This window comes from Vibrio sp. GJ43-1 (assembly GCF_055808835.1).
The window spans coordinates 222,440-244,001 of record NZ_CM147885.1; the positions used below are offsets into that span (position 1 = coordinate 222,440).

A 21,562-nucleotide genomic window follows, 5' to 3' on the forward strand; every position below is an offset into this window, starting at 1 on the left:
ACCACACTCAAATCAACAATCTCTACTTAATTGACGTCTTATTTGGGCATCAAAACGGCATCAATGACGTGAATCACACCATTACTAGCCGCAACGTCCGTCGCCACAATATTGGCATCGTTGACCATCACATTTCCGCCATCGACGTTAAAAACGACCGACTGCCCCTCTACTGTCACGGCGCTGTCCAATTTAACAACCTCTGCCGCCATCACTTTACCGGGTACAACATGGTACGTCAGAATGGCGATGAGCTTATCTTTGTTTTCCGGCATTAAGAGCATATCAACCGTACCAGCTGGCAGTTTCGAAAATGCATCATCTGTCGGTGCGAACACAGTGAAGGGCCCTTCCCCCTTCAATGTTTCAACCAGGCCTGCCGCTTTCACTGCCGCAACTAATGTGTTAAATGAACCATTTTCTGAAGCGACATCAACAACGTCTTTTTTCATACCATGGTCGTCGGCTTGTGCTCCACTCATCAAGAGAAAGCTTGCAGCTACAACCGATAAAAGTGTGATCATTTTGTTCAACATGCTGTCTTCCTTTTCCGTCGTTTTGTTAGGTTTCACCGCCTGCTTACGTCACAATCTCACTCAGCGATCATTTTTTATACACCCCCTACTTAAAATTAAGTCCCGTAACAATCCATTCGATTTAGCCCGTCACTTTATTCACTTGCAAAAATTAGCGCCCCAATCGACACCCAGCCAATGCCACACAATGAGAATTTCGCCACATTAGCGATCTCGATCAAGAAAAAACATAAAATTCATAGAAAAGTAATAGCCGACTCGAAAAACTTATTTTATAATGCGAATTAATGTTTCAGCACACACAAATTTTTCTATTAGGGGAAGAACATGAGACTTATTCCATTACAAAAAGCAGAGCAAGTAGGTAAGTGGGCAGCGCGTCATATTGCAGAGCGCATCAACGCTTTCCAACCAACGGCTGACAAGCCATTTGTACTTGGTTTGCCGACTGGTGGTACACCGCTATCTACTTATAAAGCACTGATTGCGCTTTATAATGCTGGAGAAGTGAGTTTCAAACACGTTGTGACGTTTAACATGGATGAGTACGTAGGCATCGACCCTAACCACCCTGAGTCATACCGTTCTTTCATGTACAACAACTTCTTCAACCACGTTGACATCCAAGAAGAAAACATCAACCTTCTTGACGGTCAAGCTGAAGATATCGACGCTCACTGTGCAGCATACGAAGAAAAAATGCGCTCATACGGCAAAATCAATCTATTCATGGGTGGCGTTGGCATTGACGGTCACATCGCATTCAATGAGCCTGGTTCTTCTTTAGCGTCTCGCACTCGTATCAAAACTCTGACTGAAGATACTCGTATTGCGAACTCTCGTTTCTTTGATGGCGACATCAACCAAGTTCCTAAATACGCACTAACCATTGGTGTTGCTACACTACTTGATGCTGAAGAAGTCATGATCCTAACACTAGGTCACAACAAAGCACTTGCACTACAGATGGCCGTTGAAGGCTCTGTTAACCATATGTGGACCGTGACAGCGCTGCAAATGCACCGCAAAGCTATCATCGTTGCTGATGAAGCAGCACAACAAGAGCTAAAAGTGAAGACCGTTAAATACTTCAACGAACTTGAAGTAGAAAACATCAAAGGTCTATAACAAGACTTTTTGACAATAGGTAGCGGAACTTTTCTGTTACCTTTTGTTCTAAAAAGAGGTCACTTGATACAAAAAGTGACTAGCAATGGAGTGCTAGCGTATTCCAAAGCTCCGTAAATGTCGGGCTTACATGCCAAGCTAGGCCCGACACCTCCTCTCTGATAACCTTTTTAAACACCTGCAATTCTATATTCGTTAACTCCATACTTTTACCATGAGCTCCTTGATATTATCAAAGGGTCTCAACATGCTAAAACAACGAACAAAAATCCTTACTCTACTGCTAGCAGGAATCATGGCTATCGGTTGTGCTCAAACCACTGAAGGGCAACAAATACAAAAAGAAACGGCAAAAATGGGCGCCACTCACGGAGCCGTTTTTGGTGGTGTAGCGGGGGCCATTCGTGGCGTATTTAACGGGGACATCATCGGTGGAGCTGCAGAAGGAGCCCTCATTCATGGTGCAGCTGGCGCAGCGGCGGGTTCTGTAGTTGGAGGCATATATGCCGATGAGATTGCAGAAGAAGAAAAACAGCAAAAAATCCAATCACAAAAGCAACAACAAAAAATAAAAGAGCTCGAAAGAAAAGTAGAAGCATTAAGTAATTCGAATACTGATGTATAGCAAAATGACACGAAACCTATTGAGTCGTGCTAATCAGGATAGTCATCGCGACTCTTACAATCTAAAACTTCTCTTTCATTTTTACATAAACGTATCGCGATCAAAATCAAGCCTGTGTGAAGAGGGCTTGAAAAGCACAAGCTAGGTTGAGAAACTACCCTTATCAATCTTTTCTCTCTGACAATAATGACACCAAAACAACTGCTCAAATCTCTTTTTGGTTACGATGACTTTCGTCATCAACAAGCTACGATTATTGACACCTTAATTTCGGGTCAAGATGCATTGACATTAATGCCGACTCGATGGAGGTAAATCCATTTGTTATCAAATCCCCGCCATTCTTCGTGAGGGGGTTGGTATTGTGGTGTCACCACTGATCGCATTGATGCAAGATCAAGTGGATGCGTTGCATCAAATTGGAGTAAAAGCGGCTTATCTCAATTCGTCTCTGAGTCCTTATGATCAGCAAGCGGTCGAACAGCAGCTATTAACGGGAGAGATTCAGATTCTATATGTCGCTCCAGAGCGGCTGTTAATGGAGCGAACATTATCGCTATTAGAGCAAACTCATTTGTCGCTATTCGCTATCGATGAGGCGCACTGTGTAAGCCAATGGGGTCATGATTTCAGGCCAGAATACCAAAAACTCAGCATCCTAAAAGCACGTTTTCCTTCTGTGCCAAGAATTGCACTCACCGCGACGGCAGACAGTCGAACAAAAGATGAGATCATTGAGCAACTTGGGCTGCAAAATGCCCAAATCTTTGTGCATAGTTTTGATAGACCGAATATCCACTATCATGTCTCCGATCTCAGTAACGCTAAGCAAGAGCTGTGGTCTTTTATTGAAACGAACCATGCCTCGGATGCTCGATATCGTCTATTGTTTATCGCGTAAAAAAGTAGAAGAGACCACAAAGTGGCTATGTGACCAAGGAAAACAAGCGCTCGCCTATCATGCGGGCATGTCCAACGAGCAACGCGCCCAAAACCAACAGCGCTTTTTACGTGAAGATGGCATCATCATTGTGGCCACAATCGCATTTGGAATGGGCATCGATAAACCAGATGTTCGTTTTGTTGCCCACCTAAGCTTGCCGAAAAGTATTGAAGCGTACTATCAAGAAACCGGGCGCGCGGGTCGTGATGGCGAACCAGCTAACGCTTGGATGGCGTATGGCATGCAAGACATGGTACTGCAAAGACAGATGGTGCAAAATTCTGAAGCAAATGAGCAATTTAAGTTCACCTCTTTGCAAAAGCTCAATGCTTTATTAGGCTACTGCGATCTGGCTAGCTGTCGCAGACAATCTTTACTTGCCTACTTTGGTGAGACCTTAGAGATGCCATGTGGAAATTGTGACAACTGTGTCTCACCACCAGAAACGTGGGACGGTCTTGAAGCGACGCAAAAAGCCCTGTCTACCGTATTCAGGACCGAACAGCGTTTTGGCGCAAGTTACCTCATCAATATCTTACTTGGCAAATCTGATCAAAGAATAGAACAAAACCAGCACCACACGTTGTCTACTTTTGGTATTGGCACCGATCTGTCGGCGAAACAATGGCAAGGTGTCTTTAGACAGTTACTGGCGATGAATCTACTCGAAGTGCATGGCAGTCATGGCAGCCTAAGACTCACTGAGCTTTGTCGTCCCTTCTTAAAAGGTCAACGTCCTATACAGCTAAGAACATTACGAAATAGCTCGACGAGTAAGAAAACAACAAAGAAACAGAAGCATCTTGGTTTAACATCAGCTGACAGCAAGCAATTCGAGACATTAAGGGAAGTTCGCGCCGCTTTAGCGTCAGAGCAACAGGTCCCGGCGTATATGATTTGTCACGACGCAACCCTTCAAGCGTTAGCAGTAGAGCGTCCAGAATCTAAAGAAGCATTGAGCCAAATATCTGGATTCGGTGACACCAAAATTGAAAAGTATGGTGACCGCTTTTTGGCCGCTATCGTCGCTAAAACACAAGAAGAAAATACGCTCACGGATACCGAACTTGAATCCTTGTCGATGCTAAAGCGTGGATTAACTACTGAGGACATCGCTGCGCAACGCCAAATAAAAACAGCGACGGTGCTCGCACATTTAGCGATTGCAATCGAGAATGGTGTGTGCGACCTAGAGCAAGTACTTGATCTGTCTTCATCAGAGATCGACACCATCATCGTACAAGCCACCACGCTCAATATACTATCAGAAGGAAAACTCAAGCCCTTGTATGAACACTTTGAGCAGCGTTATGATTACGGACAGTTAAAATGCGTACTGGCGAAAATGGTTGCTACATCGCAGAAAACCATTTCGTAACGCACTGTTTCGTTACAAACTATCCAGTTACAAACTGCTCCGTTACAACTAACCGCACCACAATAAGAACATTAACAGTTCCGACAGCGCCATGGTATTGAAGAAAGGTAATGCTCTCTTCAATACCATGCCCGCGTACCAGCGCTCATAACACCATCCACCCATCTACCCATCTACCCACCCAACCACCCAACCAACCAACCAACCAACCAACCAACCAATTATTCAAACTGATTAATCAGATTTGTAGTATTCTTTCTCTCGATATCGGCGTATGATTTCGCCACACTCAAAATGTAAGAGGATATTAATCACCGTGTTAATTACGCCGCCTTAAACGCTCCATCCCCCCTCTATAGCACTCATTGCTAACTTAAGCACTGTACTAGCTTTAGTACCATGCTCACCTTTGCGCTTACTCATAATCAGCCAATTTAGGCTAATTTGTCGCGCCAAAAATTCAGATCAGCAGCACTCACCCCAGATATTATCTGGTGCGTTTTGCCGTGCAAAAATTGAGAACTCAATGTATACAAACTTCAAACTTGACTGGATGTCTAACATCCGTGGCGACCTGCTCGCAGGTATCGTCGTCGCCCTCGCTCTCATCCCTGAAGCCATCGCTTTTTCAATTATTGCGGGAGTCGACCCAAAAGTAGGGTTATATGCCTCCTTCAGTATTTCCGTCGTCATCGCGTTCACCGGTGCACGATCTGGCATGATCTCCGCCGCCACAGGAGCAATGGCGCTCTTAATGGTGACCCTCGTTAAAGAGCATGGCCTAGAGTACCTACTCGCGGTGACCGTTCTAACGGGCCTGCTACAAATTTTAGCTGGCTATCTAAAGCTCGGTAATCTGATGCGTTTTGTCTCTCGTTCCGTCGTCACTGGCTTTGTTAACGCGTTAGCCATTCTCATTTTTATGGCTCAACTCCCTGAACTCACTAATGTCACTTGGCATGTCTACGCTATGACAGGTGCTGGGTTAGCGATTATCTACCTCTTTCCCTACCTTCCTGTTGTCGGAAAATTGCTTCCCTCTCCTTTAGTCTGCATTGTCGCCCTCACCCTATTCTCCATGATGTTTAATATTGATGTTCGAACGGTCGGAGACATGGGCGATTTACCTGACACTTTACCCATTTTCCTTTGGCCAAATGTTCCACTCAACTTGGAGACTCTACTGATCACCTTCCCATATGCCGTGGGACTTGCTGTTGTAGGCCTCTTAGAGTCAATGATGACGGCCACTATTGTGGATGACTTGACGGATACCAACAGTGACAAAAACCAAGAATGCAAAGGCCAAGGAATCGCCAATGTTTGTACCGGATTCTTAGGAGGGATGGCGGGATGCGCCATGATTGGTCAATCGATGATCAATATAAAATCGGGCGGACGAGGCCGTCTATCCACCCTATCAGCCGGAGTATTCCTACTCATTATGGTGGTCTTTCTTGGGCCTTGGCTAAAGCAAATACCCATGGCAGCATTGGTCGCAGTCATGATCATGGTATCAATCGGCACCTTCTCTTGGCGCTCGATTGCCGACCTTAAAAAACACCCTATTTCCACTAATATCGTTATGCTTGCGACCGTCAGCATTGTCGTCGCTACCCATAACTTAGCCATTGGTGTATTGGTTGGTGTCTTACTCGCATCCTTGTTCTTTGCTAATAAGATTAGCCGCATGATGATCATAAAAAATCAGCCTACAGAGGATCATGTTCGCAACTATACCGTGGCAGGACAGATATTTTTCGCATCTTCAGATACATTCATCGAATCCTTTGATTTTAAAGAAGTGATTGAGACCGTCACGATCGACTTATCCTCAGCGCACTTTTGGGATGTCACGTCCGTCTCGGCGTTAGATAAAGTCGTCGTCAAATTTCGCCGCGAAGGGACCCACGTCAATTTAATCGGCATGAACCAAGCAACACGTACCATCGTGGATAAATTTGGCGTACACGATAAACCAGAAGAAGTAGAAAAATTATTGGCCGGACATTAAGGAGAGAAAAATGAAAAACATAATTGCTTGTATTGATGGGTCTCACTCAACCATTTCGACTTGTGAAGCTGCTGCTTGGGTCGCAAAGAAGCTTGCTGCCCCTCTCGTTCTCTTCCATGCGCTGGACAAAACAACGCGTCCTGTTGCAAGTGAGTTTTCTGGTCAAATAGGGCTAGGAAGCCAAGAGGAACTGCTAGAAGAATTGGCGGAGCTTGACGAAACGCGCAGTAAAATCATGCTACAACATAGCCACAAGATGCTCGAATCTGCCTATGAGTGGGCATGCCGAGACGGGGTCAATGACGTCAGTAAGTTACAACGGCATGGCAGCCTAATCGAAAGTCTGTCCGACCTCACCAGCGAATTACGAGTGTTAGTCATTGGCAAGTCGGGAAGACATCGCAACACTGACAATACCATCGGGTCCCAACTAGAGAGCGTGATTCGAGCGGTCCACGAGCATATTCTCGTGGTCAATGACCACTTCACCGCCCCTACCTCTTATATGATTGCTTTTGACGGTAGCCCTATTAGCCAGAAGCTCATTGAAAAAGCCACCCAGACGCCATTGCTAAAGGGACTGCCCTGTCATCTCACAACTATCGATGAATCAGGAAACAAAAGTCAGGCCTTTGCGCAGGCGAAACAACAGCTACAAAGCGCAGGCGTGAAAGTGACTGCAACTCGGCTTAATGGACCCGTTGATGAAGCACTGCTCAACTACCAGCTGCAACATCAGGTTGGTATGATTGTTATGGGAGCCTATGGACATTCCAAGCTAAGACAGGTATTTGTTGGTAGTAATACAACTCAAGTACTGGCAAATAGCAAGGTTCCTTTGCTGCTCATTCGTTAACGAGTGCTAAACCTAAGCAACAATGAATTGGGAACAACAATGAATTGGGAAAGGATACGTTGCAAAGTAACTGTATTTTCTAAGTAACTGTGTTTGCAAAGGGGAGCGAGTAAGGGTAACCGCTCCCCAACAACGCTTAGCCGTTTGAATTCATGACACAAGCATAAGCCACAAGGAAGGCTTGCTCTTGATATTGCTTAAGGCCCGTTTCTTTAAACGGAACCGCAAGTGGGTTTCGTTTCAACTGCTCTTTGATTTCTGTTGCAGGTACAACATCAACGGAAATCCCTTCAATAAGTTGAATCGCCGCTTCCAGTTTAAAACCAACCGCACCACCAGCAAACTTGCCTTTAGTCTGACGTTGGCGAATGACCACCTTTTCAATCTGATAGTCTTGCATTAATTTACCGAACGAAAACTGAAAATCTTTCATTTTTTGAGTGTCGTTTGCATCGCCTATCGATACTTTTGCCACTCGGCAATCAAGAATGGTAAACACCCCATCAGAAAGTGACAACAGACTTACAATCGCGTCATTACCACTAATTTCAACACCACAAATTTTCATTTCATTACCTTGTTTTTGATGAACCTGCCATTATACGGTGGGTTGCCGTTCTGTACCAGCACGAGATTTAACTATGGCTATTTGGAGATTAAGCCCACCCATCCCGACAAGGATCACTCAGTTGTCATTTCCCCCAGTCTGTTGATCGTGAATTCGTTCTAATGCTTCAATTCGACGCAATTGATTACTATCAAATAGAGGCTTTCTCAATGCTTGAATTTCTAATTGTCGCTCGTTTTCATCAAACGATTCATTGTTCAATATATCCGCTCGGGCAACCAAATAAGATTGAACCTGTCGATCAAATGCCGCACGCTTTTCATCAAGTATCACTAATCTTTGTGTCGCCTCACTGCCGACAAGCGCCTCTCTAGCGATAAATTGGTTTTGTTCTTCCATCGAGTTAGTATCATTTAACGCTGTCAGCACGCTCGCATTGTAAAAGCTCTTTTGCAGCTTTGGAGATAACTGTTCAAGTTCACTTTGCCATCGCTGTTGAAACTCCTCACCACTTTGCGCCGACGCTTGTATTACTTTTTTGGTCAGCGCAAGTTGCCGCAGTAAGTTTTCTTCGCCAAACAAACGCTCTTGCTCTGTATCCGTGAAGAACTGCTTCTGAATCAATAGCATCTGCTCATGCAACGCGTGTAAGTCCGTGGTCGATTCCCCAGATCGTTCAAGATTGGCCAATGCCGCTTTGTAGCGCATATATTTTTCAAACAGCTCAAACTCTAACTGCTCCGAATTTGGCAACTGCTGGTTATAGCGTTCAAACCTTTGCGTAATGATCGTCTTATTTTCTTGATCTAACGCTGAAATAAAATACTCAAACGTATCTCGCTCTGATGCATGGTCAATAACGGTACCGCGCTGTGATGGTGCCTGAAGCAAACTTGCTGGCGCATCCGTCAACGTAGACCATGCTGCTATAGCCATGGTCACAACGCTTATGACGGCAATCAACACCTTAACTTCTAACAGCCGTCTCATCACTTACAATCCTTGTCTCTGGAGGCGATTGGCATGTTGTCGATAAACGGTTTTTGGATCAGTTTCAAACAGGTGATGGATACCAAGCAACCCGTTGATTTCATCTAAATGATTCATCTTATAGTCATCACGAATGACTCGGCCTAAATGACTACTGCACTGTCCAACCAATCCGTCATTTGGCTCATCAAAAGTTAAACCCAGAATCAACAGCGCAGGATCGATGGGATCAAGAAGATTGGTATACGTTGAGATACCCGTCCACGAATAATAAAATACGCCATTATCCGCCTGCCATTCACCGTCGCCACATGTAGAAGTGGGCACCCCCTCTGGATAATGCGCATTAAATGCCAACGAACCTTCCGTCGTTAACGCTTGCAATGAACTTAGCCCATCCTGCGGCAAATCGCTTCCTCCTGACAATAGACCAATTAACGTTGTTAATGCATTGGCCAGTTGCACGGCTATTGCTTCGGGGGTTGACCCTTCTGGTATCGTTTTACGAACAAGATCCGCCACCTGAGATCCTTTATTCACCCCACCAACACTGGTCACTGACGCGACCATTTCTGGTGCAACCGACGCCACATATCGCGCAGTTGGGGCACCATGGCTATGCCCAATGAGGTTCACTTTTTTTGCACCAGTCAGTGCCAGCACGTTCTCGACTTGTGCCAGTAATTGTTCACCTCTTACTTCTGAGCTATTCGTCGCCGATATTTGTGCAACGTAAACCTCGGCACCACTTTTCCCTAGCGATTGCGGAATGCCATAAAAATAATCAAAACCTAGCCAATGTATCAAAACCAAATAAACCGTGAACAAGTACAATTGGGTACTTCGTTTCCGTGTAACCTTTGCTCGCCCCAAAACTGATGGCTTGAACATTAAATGCCACCACACTACATAAAATAAGTGAATATAACGCTTTCATTTAACCCCTCCTTGTCAGACCTCTGATGAGTAAGTGAGCGTAGTTTGCTCGCTTTTCAATCGCCAAAGAATGTTAAATAAATGTGATACCGAGCCAAAATATCGTCTTCCCAATACCTCCCATACATAGTGGAGGGTCTAAGAACGGACCCTCACACTCGGTTTTATGGCTTATTTAATTATTAGACATATCAATACCAATGAATAATTTGAACTCAGATCACATCTATTCAACAAAATTCACTATTTAAGTTTGCGCAATTAAAATTTAACGCTTGAGTAACATTTGTAAATCAGACTTATTGCTCTAATACAAACCATGTCGCTAATACCAACTATGTCGCTAATACAAACTATGGCTCTAATACCAACTATGGATAACAAGATGAAATTTTCGCAATGGTGTCTTTTTGTTAAGTGGTTTCGTTGCCATGCCAACTTTGGCAGACACCGATGTTTACTTAACGAACAATTCAGACCAGCCTTTAACAATACAAGTCACACATGAAGGCAGTGACTTACTTCAGTACGGAAATGAGTGGCAACAGCATGTGCAAGAGCTTGGGCCTTGGCAAACCAAATCAGTACTGAGTTTTAATCGCTGGGAAGGCGTGAAATCCAATCAAACGTACCGATTTGAAACCGTCGTTTCCAACCCTCAAGGAGAGAGCGTTTCGTTAAATCAACTGATGGAGGGCCACTGGTACAACTCAACCATTGAGTACGGTATGTCAGCCGTCGATGTTGCCTTAGATTTAAAAGATGACCGAAATATTCACCGTGCTAGTACCGACTCATTTGGTTCGCGAAGCGCAGAGTTGGCGTTTAAATCTACGAGCACAGCACGCTACGACGATCTGCATTACACCATCACACCAACGAAAATCATTGAAAAGGTCGACGACAACGAACAAAATCTTAAGTTGATGACCTACAATATCTGGGCACTGCCAGCCATTGCCTCGCATATTGGCGATCGTTACCAACTGATTCCGGAATACGTCAAAGGTTATGACGTATTAGCACTGCAAGAAGTGTTTGCAAGCGGCCGTGAAGCGTTTTTGCGAGAACTGGCCAAGGAGTATCCATACCAAACAAAAATGCTCGATAAAGACGGCTTCAACATCTATGACGGAGGCGTGATCATCGTCAGTCGCTACCCTATCGTAAACGAAGCACAATACGTCTTCCCAGACTGCACAGGCACCGACTGTTTCGCAGACAAAGGCGTGAATTACGCTGAGGTAATCAAAGGAGGTCAGGCTTACCACGTGTTTGCAACTCACACTGCATCCTTTGATACGGACACGGCGCGTGAGTACCGTCAGCGCCAATTCCAGCAAATAAGAGCACTGGCAACATCACTCAAGATTCCAATCAATGAAGCCGTTATCTACAGTGGTGATTTTAACGTCAATAAACTCAAATTCCCCGGTGATTACCAACAGATGATCGCGAATCTGAGCGCCGTAGAACCTCGCTATTCCGGTTACACCGCTTCCACCTTCGACCCACGTATTAATAACTTTGCTGGTGAAGCCTTATCCGGAGGTGAGAACGTCGAATACTTAGATTACGTCATGGTCAGCAACGAATATGGTAAAAAGTCGTTTAATGATAACCGCGTTGATGTACCGCGTTCGACCGCTGATAGTTTGTGGACACACTACAACCTATCCGATCACTTTCCTGTCACTGCCTTGATTAAACCATGAAACGATTTTCTCTCATCATTGTGTCCGTCGTATTGGCGGGCACAGCTTTGCTGTCGATGAGTTTGTTCTCGACTAAAAAGCAACAAAGTGAAAACCAAATCGTCACTCCCATCATAGCGGATGAACCGCCCCGTCCAGACTATGACGCCCCGGCTTTTTCTACGATAGGGGGCGCGAAGGGGATGAAACAGCCAGTGCACAAGACATCGGCTACGATGCCAACCCTCGCTGAGCAATTGAATACGCTCAAAGGACGAGCATTCGTCAGAGAAATCGACGGTTTTTGGCGTACCTGCATATCTGAGCAAAACTGCGACAACCTGTTATCCGAATTGGAAACATATTTGTCCCACGATCGCTATGAACTGGTTAAGAACTTCCAGCAATTAAACAACCAATGGCAACAGAGCATTGGTAACCTCTTGTTCGATGAACAGCAGACTTTAGCGTCTAGAATTGCGCAATTGAAGGCCGACGCTCACAGGATTTGGGGTCCATTAGCTAGCGTGATTTTAGACGATGAATTTGCACTCTATGATTTTAGTTTACAAGCCGAACAGCTTAACAATGAACCTATCCAAAATTACCTAGCATCATTTGAAGAACTATTGCAAACATGGCAGGGTAAAGAAGAGGCGCTTGGACTAGACAGCAATCAAGCTAAGTTTGAGCGTGCTGTTGCTTTGATTCCAAACGCCATAGACGAAGCAGAACGACAAGCAATAGTAAACAAGCTCAAGCAGACTTATCTAACCCCAGCTGAAAGTGATGCTATCGACACTCGGCAACAGCAAGTCACACAACAACAGTCACTTGTTCGGGATTATCAGAGCGAATTACAGCAACTCGAATCAGAATTATCGCAACAACGAGCGACTATCTACGCGAATTTGTCGGCATTGCAATGGCAGCAGCACCACCAACAGCAGATAGCCAATTTTCGACGAGAGTTCTTTACTAACTAAACACAATAAAGCGCTGCCCGACGATACGGACAGCGCTTTGTTTATCAATGATTAGAGTTACGCGATTTCAGCTTGCTTCACTGGTGCAGGGTTACGAATCAAGAAATCAAACGCCCCTAAACTTGCTTTCGCACCCTCGCCCATCGCAATAATAATTTGTTTGTATGGCACTGTAGTAACATCACCCGCGGCAAATACACCTTTCATACTCGTCGCGCCATGCGCATCAATTTCGATTTCGCCACGAGGTGACAGCTCTACTTTTGATCCTTTTAGCCATTCACTGTTTGGAACCAAACCGATTTGAACAAAAATTCCCGCCAGTTCAATCTGTTTAATTTCATCCGTGTTGCGATCTTTATATTCAAGACCAGTAACCCGCGTGCCATCACCGAGCACTTCTGTGGTTTGAGCCATTGTAATGATATCGATGTTTGGCATGCTATTCGCTTTGTCGATGAGCACTTGGTCAGCGCGAAGTGTATCGGCAAATTCAAGCACCGTTACGTGCTCAACAATACCCGCAAGGTCAATAGCGGCTTCAATACCTGAGTTACCACCACCGATAACCGCAGTACGCTTGCCTTTGAATAACGGACCATCACAGTGAGGGCAGTAAGCCACACCTTTATTACGATACTCTTGCTCACCGGGAACGTTCATTTCACGCCAGCGTGCACCAGTACTGGTAATAACAGATCGAGCTTTGAGTACTGCGCCACTTTCCAATACCACATGCGTGTAGCCGTCTTCGGTATCTTCTGCATCAATAATGGTTGCCGCGCGCTGCTCTGTAATCACTTCAACCCCGTACTCTTTTACATGCTCTTCTAAGCTCGCGACTAAACTCGGGCCGATAGTGGATTTCATTGAGATAAAGTTTTCAATTGCCATGGTATCCATGACTTGACCACCAAAGCGATCGGCAACCACACCTAGGTGCGAATGCCTTTACGCGCCGCATAGATAGCGGCAGATGAACCCGCAGGACCACCACCAACAACCAGAACATCAAAAGGTGCGGTTTCATTAAGTTGGTTGGCTTTCTTTTCAGCGGCACCAGTATCCACTTTATTCAAGATTTCGTTTAGCGACATGCGGCCCTGACCAAATAACTCACCATTAATGAAGACACTTGGCACCGCCATAATATCGCGCTGCTTCACTTCATCTTGGAATGCGGCACCGTCAATCATAGTGACATTAATCAGTGGGTTAATGGCAGCCATCATATTGAAAGATTGCACCACTTCTGGGCAGTTTTGGCATGATAGCGAGATAAAAATCTCCACATCAAGTGGCGAGTTGAGCTGCGCTATTTGCTCAATCGTTTCTGCTTCGAGTTTGATTGGGTGACCACCTGTATGCAGCAGCGCAAGCACAAGTGAGGTAAATTCATGACCCATTGGCAGGCCAGCAAAGCCAATTGCCGTGCCTTTTTCCGGGTTAACAACGCGCATCACAGGCTGTCGCGGACTTGCCGCATCGTCACGAACGACGTCAATTTTGCTGCTTAGTGATGCGATGTCATCGGCAAGAGACTGGATCTTGCTTGCTGTATCACTGTCATCAAGGCTGAGAACCAATTGAACTTGGGTTTTTACGTTTTCTAAATACGCTTTTAGCTGCTGCTTCATTGCTTGATCTAACATAACGATACCTACTCTATAAGACTGCTTAACATCAGAAGGAATGTAAAAAGGGATGAATAAAAAAAGAGACCCTTTTGATGTTGGGTTAATAACTATAGTTTGGTTAATAACTATAGTTTGGTTAATAACTATATTTACTGTTTAAGGGCTGCACGCCCCCACTTTTATCTGCCAATGGTAGAGACAATAAAAGCGACAGCGGGGCGTGCAACACGGACTCGAATTTCTGCTAACGCTCATTGTGGTTAGCGAGTTCTTGGTGGGCTTAAGACGCCTGCTTAGATTTTGCCAACTAGGTCTAAAGACGGAGCAAGTGTCGCTTCACCTTCTTTCCATTTTGCTGGGCAAACTTCACCTGGGTTAGCCGCTACGTATTGCGCTGCTTTTACTTTACGCATTAGGTCTTCAGCATCACGGCCAATACCTTCTGCTGTGATTTCCATTGCTTGAATCACGCCTTCTGGGTCAACTAGGAACGTTGCGCGGTCTGCAAGGCCTTGGCCTTCACGCATCACACCGAAGTTATTGGTGATGTTGCCTGTTTGGTCGCCAACCATGTAGTAATTGATTTTGCCGATTGTGTCTGAGCTGTCGTGCCATGCTTTGTGAGTAAAATGCGTATCTGTTGATACTGAGTACACTTCTACACCACGCGATTGTAGCTCTGCGTAATGGTCTGCCAGGTCACCAAGCTCTGTTGGACATACAAATGTGAAATCGGCTGGGTAGAAGAAGAACACTGCCCACTTACCTTTCACGTCTTGCTCGGTGATTTCTACGAAGTCGCCTTGTTTAAATGCCGTTGCTGAAAATGGCTTGATAGTCGTGTTAATCATAATATCGCTCTCTCTTAACGTGTTCTTTTTTAGAAGGTTAAGCGCTGTTTTGCGCCGATGGAGGTATATTGCAACATCGGAGAGTTTTAAGAAATTCGTCTGTTCCTATCTATTTGATAGGAGTTTCCTATTAAAGGAGTGCGGCTAGAGAGAAGCCCTTACGAAATGGAAAGGCGTAAAGGAATAAAAGAGATAGTCAGATAACTTTGGCATATAAAAGATATGAGTAGCAACAAGCAAAACTTGCTCCCGGTCTTCCGCGTTAGAACAAAAGTCGCGTGCTATTTTTGGGCCTAATTGTGACAAGGTTGATATAACTGTTAGCGAGATCTGACTGAGTGATGAGTCATTTGCTATCTTTATAAAAAACCAAGACACAAGGACAGTGCTATGGAATTTGATTGGGTTGAATGGTTTGGTTATCTGGCATCGCTCGTGGTGCTTATCTCGCTAACGATGACATCAATAGTCAAGCTAAGAGTGATTAACTTCATCGGTTGCTTACTGTTTGCAGCATTTGCTTATTTTATTAACTCTTATCCAACGATGTTGATGAATCTTGGTATTGCTTGCATCAATGTCTACTACCTTTACCAGCTTGCGGGGTCGAAAGATAAATTCAAACTAGTAGCGGCCACCATCGATTCTGAATACTTCGAGCATTTTGTTTCAACCAATGCTAAAGATATCGAAAAACAGACCACCGTAAAGGAATTGAGAGCAGGAAACTCAGCATTTTATCTGCTAAGAAATAACGCCATTGCTTAGGTCTTCTAGTCGGGACTAAGCAAGATAATGGAGTATTCAACGTGTCACTAGATTACGTGACTCCTGAATATCGAGACTTAAAGCTGGCTTACTATTTTTATCAAACCAACCCTGAACTAATAAAAAGTCGAGGAATAAGTGTGCTTAAAGCAACGGCAAGCACCTCTGAGCATAGCGATTATTTAATACAAGTTGGCTTTAATAAATCGGAAGGCAGTGACCATAGCTATGAAAAAAGATTGTAGCTCCATTGTGAGTCACATGCCCAAAGAAAGTCCGTCGCCATTCCCTAGAGAAATGGCATTATATCCAAGCGCGTTGAGTGGCTAAATCTGCATGTAGCGCTAACTCATCTCTGTCCAAAAGTGAGTTTCAATGGGCTTGTTTCCACAGTAAAACCTATGCCCCACCCCCAAAAGACACATGCCGTAACATTTACCACCACTTACACACATAGTTTTACATCTTTCCTCTACCAATATGCACCTGCACACCTATACTTTATCTGCCCAACAAAGGGCAAATACCTTTAGGAGTAATTGGTCATGAAAATTAATATAACGCTATTAGCAACCCTTGCTTCACTATCTACGTCAGCTGCTTTCGCTGACACTATATGGATTGAAGATTATTTAGGTGAAGACATAAAGATATATGATGGCACAAATCATATTAAACCATACACTAATGCAAACGGGCGTATTGGCTACTCATTCAGGCCGACAGCATCAAATGTTAAAATGATTATAGGTCAAGAAGAGTACCAAATGCTTACGTCTCGTGGTACTTACGCACCCTATGGTTGTAATTACACGTTTATGTTTAGTGAGGATGGAAAATATCAATCAAACGGTGGGAATTGCACCTCACTTTTTGACAGCCCACCAGAGAGAATCGTCTTACAGAACGATTCTCTGAATGATATTTACCCAGCTTTTGATGCGGGATGGGGTTATGCTGCCGATTCAATCTTTGGCTTCCTAAAGAAAGAGCAAAGTCAGCTATATACTCCTAATAATAAATTTCTGTCATCAATTGGTATTTCATATGGCAATACAATTAAACAAGTAGGTTTCTACGATCAAACTACTACAGAATACGTGACATGTTCAGAGAATCTTGTATTTTCGGGTGTAACTCAGTTCAAGTATATTTTTGATGAAAAAACACGCCAAGGTCAATGTGAGCAGTTCTAGATAATAATAGGACTTACGCATTGATGGCTCTGACCTATTTTGGTAGTTGGTTATCTTTTTCTTCTTAATAAATTCACAAAAGTACCAACTACCTCTTTAAATAGCTCACGTTGATGCCGTTACGTATTATTAATACTGGACACCAAGTTACGCAACTTTCCATACTAATAGTTATTCATGAATTGCTAATCTAGGAAACTCACGGGTAAATAATAGTCCAAAGGTGTGGTGTGCTAACTCGATCTTAGCTAACGCATTTTTGTACCATTATGAACTACGACCGATTAGCCACTCAGTTCACGGAGGTATAATTTGACCTACATTTAGTCATTCCAAAAATACGGAATTAAAGTCAGATTATACCTCTATCTAAGTGACCAAGTTCAGTCTGTCATTACATAATAGCATCTCGCTCAACTTAACCTCTAAGGTGAGCAAGATAGTATTGTTTACTGATGGTTTGATGGTTGTGTATATGAGCCTGTATTTTGACATAAATCATGTCAACGGCTTACTTAGCTGTTAACGCAACACCATCGAAGCGAATGCCTGCCCAACCGTGTTGGATAAAGTTGCGAATGTTGGCATGGTCGCTGCCGTTTGGATTCTTTAAAACGTCATCACGATAGAATTGACCAAAACAGGCCAGCGTTGATGACTCATCTAACCCCTGTATTTGGGCAAAAGCAAAAATCTTACAAGACCCATTATTTTGGCCGACTTGGTTTTCGGTTTCTCCGTTTACAAAGCTGACTGGATTAAAATCAAAATGTTCGTCAATCACTTGCATCGTCTGCTCAAACATGACTTCATTCGGCTTTGCCGCCAGTAACTCTAGAAATTTATCCATATTATCTTGTCCCTCTCTATTGATAAGAGTTCGCACTATATCATCAGATAAATATAAGGGGGCGATACAAAAGCAGAAAAACTTGTGACGGACAGTTACGATCTCGCCGCTAGCTTATCACTGGGAGCAGCCCCTTTGCTTTGCCACAAAAGCACATGCCCCAATTCGCTAGGCGATATTGGGGCGTGTAACACGGACTCAAACTTCCGTTTAAACTCATGCTTAGTGAGTGGGTATTCGCTAACTTAAGATGCTCGCTTAGATTTTGCCAACTAGATCTAAAGACGGAGCCAATGTCGCTTCACCTTCTTTCCATTTTGCTGGGCAAACTTCACCTGGGTTAGCCGCTACGTATTGCGCTGCTTTGACTTTACGCATTAGGTCTTCTGCGTCGCGGCCAATGCCTTCTGCTGTGATTTCCATGGCTTGAATCACGCCTTCTGGGTCAACTAGGAACGTTGCGCGGTCTGCAAGACCTTGGCCTTCACGCATCACACCGAAGTTATTGGTGATGTTGCCCGTTTGGTCGCCAACCATGTAGTAATTGATTTTGCCGATTGTGTCTGAGCTGTCGTGCCATGCTTTGTGAGTAAAGTGAGTATCTGTGGATACTGAGTACACTTCTACGCCACGCGATTGTAGCTCTGCGTAATGGTCTGCAAGGTCACCAAGCTCTGTTGGACATACAAATGTGAAATCGGCTGGGTAGAAGAAGAACACTGCCCACTTACCTTTCACGTCTTGCTCGGTGATTTCTACGAAGTCGCCTTGTTTAAATGCCGTTGCTGAAAATGGCTTGATAGTCGTGTTAATCATAATATCGCTCTCTCTTAACGTGTTCTTTTTTAGAAGGTTAAGCGCTGTTTTGCGCCGATGGAGGTATATTGCAACATTGGAGAGTTTTAGGAAATTCGTCTGTTCCTATCTATTTGATTGGCAAATCCTATCAAAACATTACCATGCTGTTGTTTGAAATACGTCGACGCCATTCTTTATGGTTTCAAACTCTGACAAACCTGTACAGACGACTAAACAAACCTGTACAGACGGCAACACGAACCTTTGCTAACTTGATTAAAAAAGCAACGGAATGTCAAAATGAAAGCACTCAGCCAATTAATATTGATCACTCTCTCTTTTCCTCTCTTTGCAGGGGCTACAGAACTTCATCTCAATGCAATACCGGAATCCCAACTCAATCGCTATATCCATACCTTCCAACAGAAACAGCAAGAGTTGTGGATTAAATACGACGGACAGCGTTATCCGCTTACTCTCGCAACAATTACCGAAGACGCATTAGTCGCTCGTTACTCAAAAGGATTGGTGTACATATCGTTTAATTTTGAAAGTGGTCCCGGAAAAAACGTAACCTTACTGAAAGGGGCGTTTGATGACGAACACAGTAATGTCGATCCAATGGATAACGCAGACAGTGTATGGGTGTCTTCTCACGTCAGCTTTGATGAATCTGACGATGGTTATCGATACCGCGGCACATTAAGCCATGCTGGCGACCCTAGCACTGAGTTTACACTCAACTTTAATGACTCCCTCATTGATGCAGGCACCAGCCAATTCAAGTTCGATGCTAACGAAGCATTACTGACAGGCGAGCTAGGGACGAAAACCTACTTACAGCTGAAAGATATTGTTCAAAACCACCAACAAGTCGACACTATTGTCATCAAAGCCGTTCGAGGCTCATTGAATGACGATATCAACTTACATACTGGAAACTTACTACGAAATGCAGGCCTGAATACGACGATCCCCGAGAATGGGTTTGCTTATTCAGGAGGCGTCGATCTGTTCAGCGCTGGTGTGATCAGAACGATAGAACCCGGCGCGCGCGTTGGGGTGCACTCTTGGTGTTGTTCGGATGATGGTAAAACAGCCAGTGAATTAAAAACAAGCGATCCTGCGCACCATGACCAACTTACCTATTTCAGTAAGATGTTGGGCAAGGAAACAGGCCCTAAATTCTATTTTTATACCCTTTCTGCGGCGCCATTTGACGGTATACATACAATGAGCCAAAGTGAATTGAAGCAATACGGCTTATTAACCGACCAATAGCGACACCTTCACCACCGTGATCAGATATCAGTCTTAGAGCAAGATCAACGTTGCGTTCTAGGAGAAATAACCCTAAGGACCTAAGCGACTACCTATCAATAATCGTCACATACTTGTTTACACTAAAAGCACACGACAAAGATGCAATCTAAGTTTGTAAGTATCATACTATTTATACCTCTTTAGTCTAATTCTTCAAACTGATGGATCCCGATAAGATCCAAGTACTACTACACAAAGTAGCCGATCATCCTATAGAGAATTCAACCGGAAACTCAGCCCTCTGGTTTTGATTACTATCTTTATATTCCGCAGCGCTAACCCGCTGCGTTTTTTTTTGCTATTGAAAAGTGCTCAAGTGATAAGCTTTACGGAGTGACCCGTATGATTTTGAACGTATCACACGCATTAAAGCGAGCAAATTGCTGTAGTTCCTGCTCAATCGCCTCCATAAAGGCCGCTTTTTCTACTAACTTTGGCTCTAAGGCTAAATGCAGTACTTCAAGCGTTGCGGTTGCTTTATTGACCTTACAATCCGCTCTTGCCACCAGCTCTCCCGCCCACAATATTGGTAAACAAAAATAGCCAAACTGGCGCTTTTCTTTTGGCACATAGCACTCAAGAAGATAATCAAAATTAAATAACATTTTTAGACGCTGACGTTGAATAAGGCAATTGTCGAAGGGGGATAAAATAACGGCCTTCGTTCGTGATATTGGACGCTTCAATTGGTCAATAGCACCGAGGCACGCGACATAATGATGTCCTTCTACCTCAATGGTGACCAGCGTTTGCTCTTCGAGCATGTCATCAATCACGCCGCAGACCGCCGTTTTTAATCCTTTGAGTAAATAGGTCATTTCAGAAACGCGTCCAAGACCGTTAGCCCGCAAATATTGAGTGACCAAAAAGCGCGCATACTCTTGCTCCGATGGGACGCTCACGTCAGTATCTATGGGGATCACTCGTTCCGTCAAATCGTAGACTTTATGAAAATTACGCCGTTCGCTAACCATCAAATCGCCTTGCATAAACAAGCACTCGAGCGCTTGCTTAGTAGGCTTACTCCCCCAACCTTTGCTGTTATTGCTGGCCCCCGAAAAATCCTTTGCCATTAAGGGACCTTCTTCTCTAATTCTCTCCAGTACCTGTTCCATTAACGCTCGGTCGTGGTTATACCAATGGCGCAAACGCCCTTCTTTAAATGCTTGTTTGCGAAATAAGCTGAAACGATAATCACGCATTGGCAGATACGCGGCGGCGTGAGCCCAGTATTCAAAAATCGCGCGTTGTTGGGTGAGTTGGTCAATATGCTCTGGCAAATAGCGGCGATTTCTGTTCCACAAGGTATGGTGATGGGCACGTTGAACTACCGATATGGTATCAATCTGAACATAACCTAGATGTTCAATCGCTGACAGAGTCGCGTCATGCGCTTTACCCTTTTGATATTTAGCAGGCAGCCACTGTGACAGTAGCACCAACTTTTGTGCCTCTGATATCGATAATTTCTCAGAATAAACCACA

General features: G+C 44.3%; 18 protein-coding genes and 3 pseudogenes. 12 read left to right on the forward strand and 9 right to left on the reverse strand.

Going from position 1 to position 21,562, the window contains the following annotated elements; translation table 11 throughout:
- Positions 1 to 38: 38 nt before the first annotated feature.
- On the reverse strand, positions 39 to 536 hold the full coding sequence (locus AC0L66_RS18285) for a fasciclin domain-containing protein (RefSeq protein WP_265675487.1): 498 nt from the start codon (positions 534 to 536) through the stop codon (positions 39 to 41).
- 327 nt (positions 537 to 863) lie between these two features.
- On the opposite strand from AC0L66_RS18285, the gene nagB reads away from it, so the two are divergent.
- From nagB to AC0L66_RS18315, 6 genes are all read left to right on the forward strand, one after another.
- On the forward strand, positions 864 to 1,664 hold the full coding sequence (gene nagB / locus AC0L66_RS18290) for a glucosamine-6-phosphate deaminase (protein ID WP_265675486.1): 801 nt from the start codon (positions 864 to 866) through the stop codon (positions 1,662 to 1,664).
- Positions 1,665 to 1,911: 247 nt separating this feature from the next.
- Positions 1,912 to 2,289, forward strand: coding sequence for a hypothetical protein (locus tag AC0L66_RS18295; protein ID WP_265675485.1), 378 nt, complete (start codon positions 1,912 to 1,914; stop codon positions 2,287 to 2,289).
- Positions 2,290 to 2,656: 367 nt separating this feature from the next.
- Positions 2,657 to 3,190 carry a DEAD/DEAH box helicase gene (locus AC0L66_RS18300; protein ID WP_473570272.1) on the forward strand — a complete coding sequence of 178 codons (534 nt, stop codon included), beginning with the start codon at positions 2,657 to 2,659 and terminating at the stop codon, positions 3,188 to 3,190.
- The gene (locus AC0L66_RS18305; RefSeq protein ID WP_473570274.1) at positions 3,150 to 4,610 is read left to right on the forward strand and encodes a RecQ family ATP-dependent DNA helicase; all 1,461 of its coding nucleotides are present in this window, start codon (positions 3,150 to 3,152) and stop codon (positions 4,608 to 4,610) included. The genes AC0L66_RS18300 and AC0L66_RS18305 overlap by 41 nt, the downstream gene beginning before the upstream one ends.
- A gap of 526 nt (positions 4,611 to 5,136) precedes the next feature.
- Positions 5,137 to 6,624 (forward strand): SulP family inorganic anion transporter, encoded by a 1,488-nt coding sequence (locus tag AC0L66_RS18310; protein WP_473570276.1) that lies wholly within the window; start codon positions 5,137 to 5,139, stop codon positions 6,622 to 6,624.
- Between the two features lie 10 nt (positions 6,625 to 6,634).
- Positions 6,635 to 7,480 (forward strand): universal stress protein, encoded by an 846-nt coding sequence (locus tag AC0L66_RS18315; protein ID WP_473570278.1) that lies wholly within the window; start codon positions 6,635 to 6,637, stop codon positions 7,478 to 7,480.
- Positions 7,481 to 7,616: 136 nt separating this feature from the next.
- On the opposite strand, the gene AC0L66_RS18320 is transcribed toward AC0L66_RS18315, so the two are convergent.
- From AC0L66_RS18320 to AC0L66_RS18330, 3 genes and pseudogenes are all read right to left on the reverse strand, one after another.
- Positions 7,617 to 8,048 (reverse strand): DUF3010 family protein, encoded by a 432-nt coding sequence (locus tag AC0L66_RS18320; protein ID WP_265675481.1) that lies wholly within the window; start codon positions 8,046 to 8,048, stop codon positions 7,617 to 7,619.
- A gap of 117 nt (positions 8,049 to 8,165) precedes the next feature.
- Positions 8,166 to 9,038, reverse strand: coding sequence for a lipase secretion chaperone (locus tag AC0L66_RS18325; RefSeq protein ID WP_265675519.1), 873 nt, complete (start codon positions 9,036 to 9,038; stop codon positions 8,166 to 8,168).
- 3 nt (positions 9,039 to 9,041) lie between these two features.
- Positions 9,042 to 9,975, reverse strand: a pseudogene (locus tag AC0L66_RS18330) (lipase family alpha/beta hydrolase).
- 384 nt (positions 9,976 to 10,359) lie between these two features.
- Between AC0L66_RS18330 and AC0L66_RS18335 the strand changes: the two are divergent.
- Both AC0L66_RS18335 and AC0L66_RS18340 read left to right on the forward strand, forming a co-directional pair.
- Positions 10,360 to 11,689, forward strand: a pseudogene (locus AC0L66_RS18335) (sphingomyelin phosphodiesterase).
- Positions 11,686 to 12,654 carry a chromosome partitioning protein ParA gene (locus AC0L66_RS18340; RefSeq protein ID WP_473570280.1) on the forward strand — a complete coding sequence of 323 codons (969 nt, stop codon included), beginning with the start codon at positions 11,686 to 11,688 and terminating at the stop codon, positions 12,652 to 12,654. Before AC0L66_RS18335 ends, AC0L66_RS18340 begins: the two are co-directional and overlap by 4 nt.
- Positions 12,655 to 12,711: 57 nt before the next feature.
- On the opposite strand, the pseudogene ahpF reads toward AC0L66_RS18340, so the two are convergent.
- Positions 12,712 to 14,306: pseudogene (gene ahpF, locus AC0L66_RS18345) on the reverse strand (alkyl hydroperoxide reductase subunit F).
- A gap of 278 nt (positions 14,307 to 14,584) precedes the next feature.
- Positions 14,585 to 15,142 carry an alkyl hydroperoxide reductase subunit C gene (ahpC, locus tag AC0L66_RS18350; RefSeq protein WP_265675474.1) on the reverse strand — a complete coding sequence of 186 codons (558 nt, stop codon included), beginning with the start codon at positions 15,140 to 15,142 and terminating at the stop codon, positions 14,585 to 14,587.
- Positions 15,143 to 15,532: 390 nt separating this feature from the next.
- Here ahpC (AC0L66_RS18350) and AC0L66_RS18355 point away from each other — a divergent pair, with 390 nt between their 5' ends.
- The 3 genes from AC0L66_RS18355 (at position 15,533) to AC0L66_RS18365 (ending at position 17,106) form a co-directional block, all read left to right on the forward strand.
- Positions 15,533 to 15,910, forward strand: a complete 378-nt coding sequence (locus AC0L66_RS18355; protein WP_473570282.1) for a hypothetical protein — start codon at positions 15,533 to 15,535, stop codon at positions 15,908 to 15,910.
- Between the two features lie 41 nt (positions 15,911 to 15,951).
- Entirely contained in the window at positions 15,952 to 16,155 is a 204-nt protein-coding gene (locus AC0L66_RS18360; protein ID WP_473570283.1) for a hypothetical protein, read from the forward strand.
- 300 nt (positions 16,156 to 16,455) lie between these two features.
- On the forward strand, positions 16,456 to 17,106 hold the full coding sequence (locus AC0L66_RS18365) for a hypothetical protein (protein WP_473570285.1): 651 nt from the start codon (positions 16,456 to 16,458) through the stop codon (positions 17,104 to 17,106).
- 511 nt (positions 17,107 to 17,617) lie between these two features.
- On the opposite strand, the gene AC0L66_RS18370 is transcribed toward AC0L66_RS18365, so the two are convergent.
- Positions 17,618 to 17,956, reverse strand: coding sequence for a HopJ type III effector protein (locus AC0L66_RS18370; RefSeq protein WP_473570286.1), 339 nt, complete (start codon positions 17,954 to 17,956; stop codon positions 17,618 to 17,620).
- A gap of 258 nt (positions 17,957 to 18,214) precedes the next feature.
- Complete coding sequence (gene ahpC / locus AC0L66_RS18375; RefSeq protein WP_265675474.1) at positions 18,215 to 18,772, reverse strand: alkyl hydroperoxide reductase subunit C; 558 nt, start codon at positions 18,770 to 18,772, stop codon at positions 18,215 to 18,217.
- Between the two features lie 282 nt (positions 18,773 to 19,054).
- Here ahpC (AC0L66_RS18375) and AC0L66_RS18380 point away from each other — a divergent pair, with 282 nt between their 5' ends.
- On the forward strand, positions 19,055 to 20,035 hold the full coding sequence (locus tag AC0L66_RS18380) for a hypothetical protein (protein ID WP_265675473.1): 981 nt from the start codon (positions 19,055 to 19,057) through the stop codon (positions 20,033 to 20,035).
- A 368-nt stretch (positions 20,036 to 20,403) separates the two neighbouring features.
- Here AC0L66_RS18380 and AC0L66_RS18385 read toward each other — a convergent pair whose 3' ends face one another.
- Complete coding sequence (locus tag AC0L66_RS18385; protein WP_473570289.1) at positions 20,404 to 21,561, reverse strand: winged helix-turn-helix domain-containing protein; 1,158 nt, start codon at positions 21,559 to 21,561, stop codon at positions 20,404 to 20,406.
- Position 21,562 lies beyond the last annotated feature (1 nt).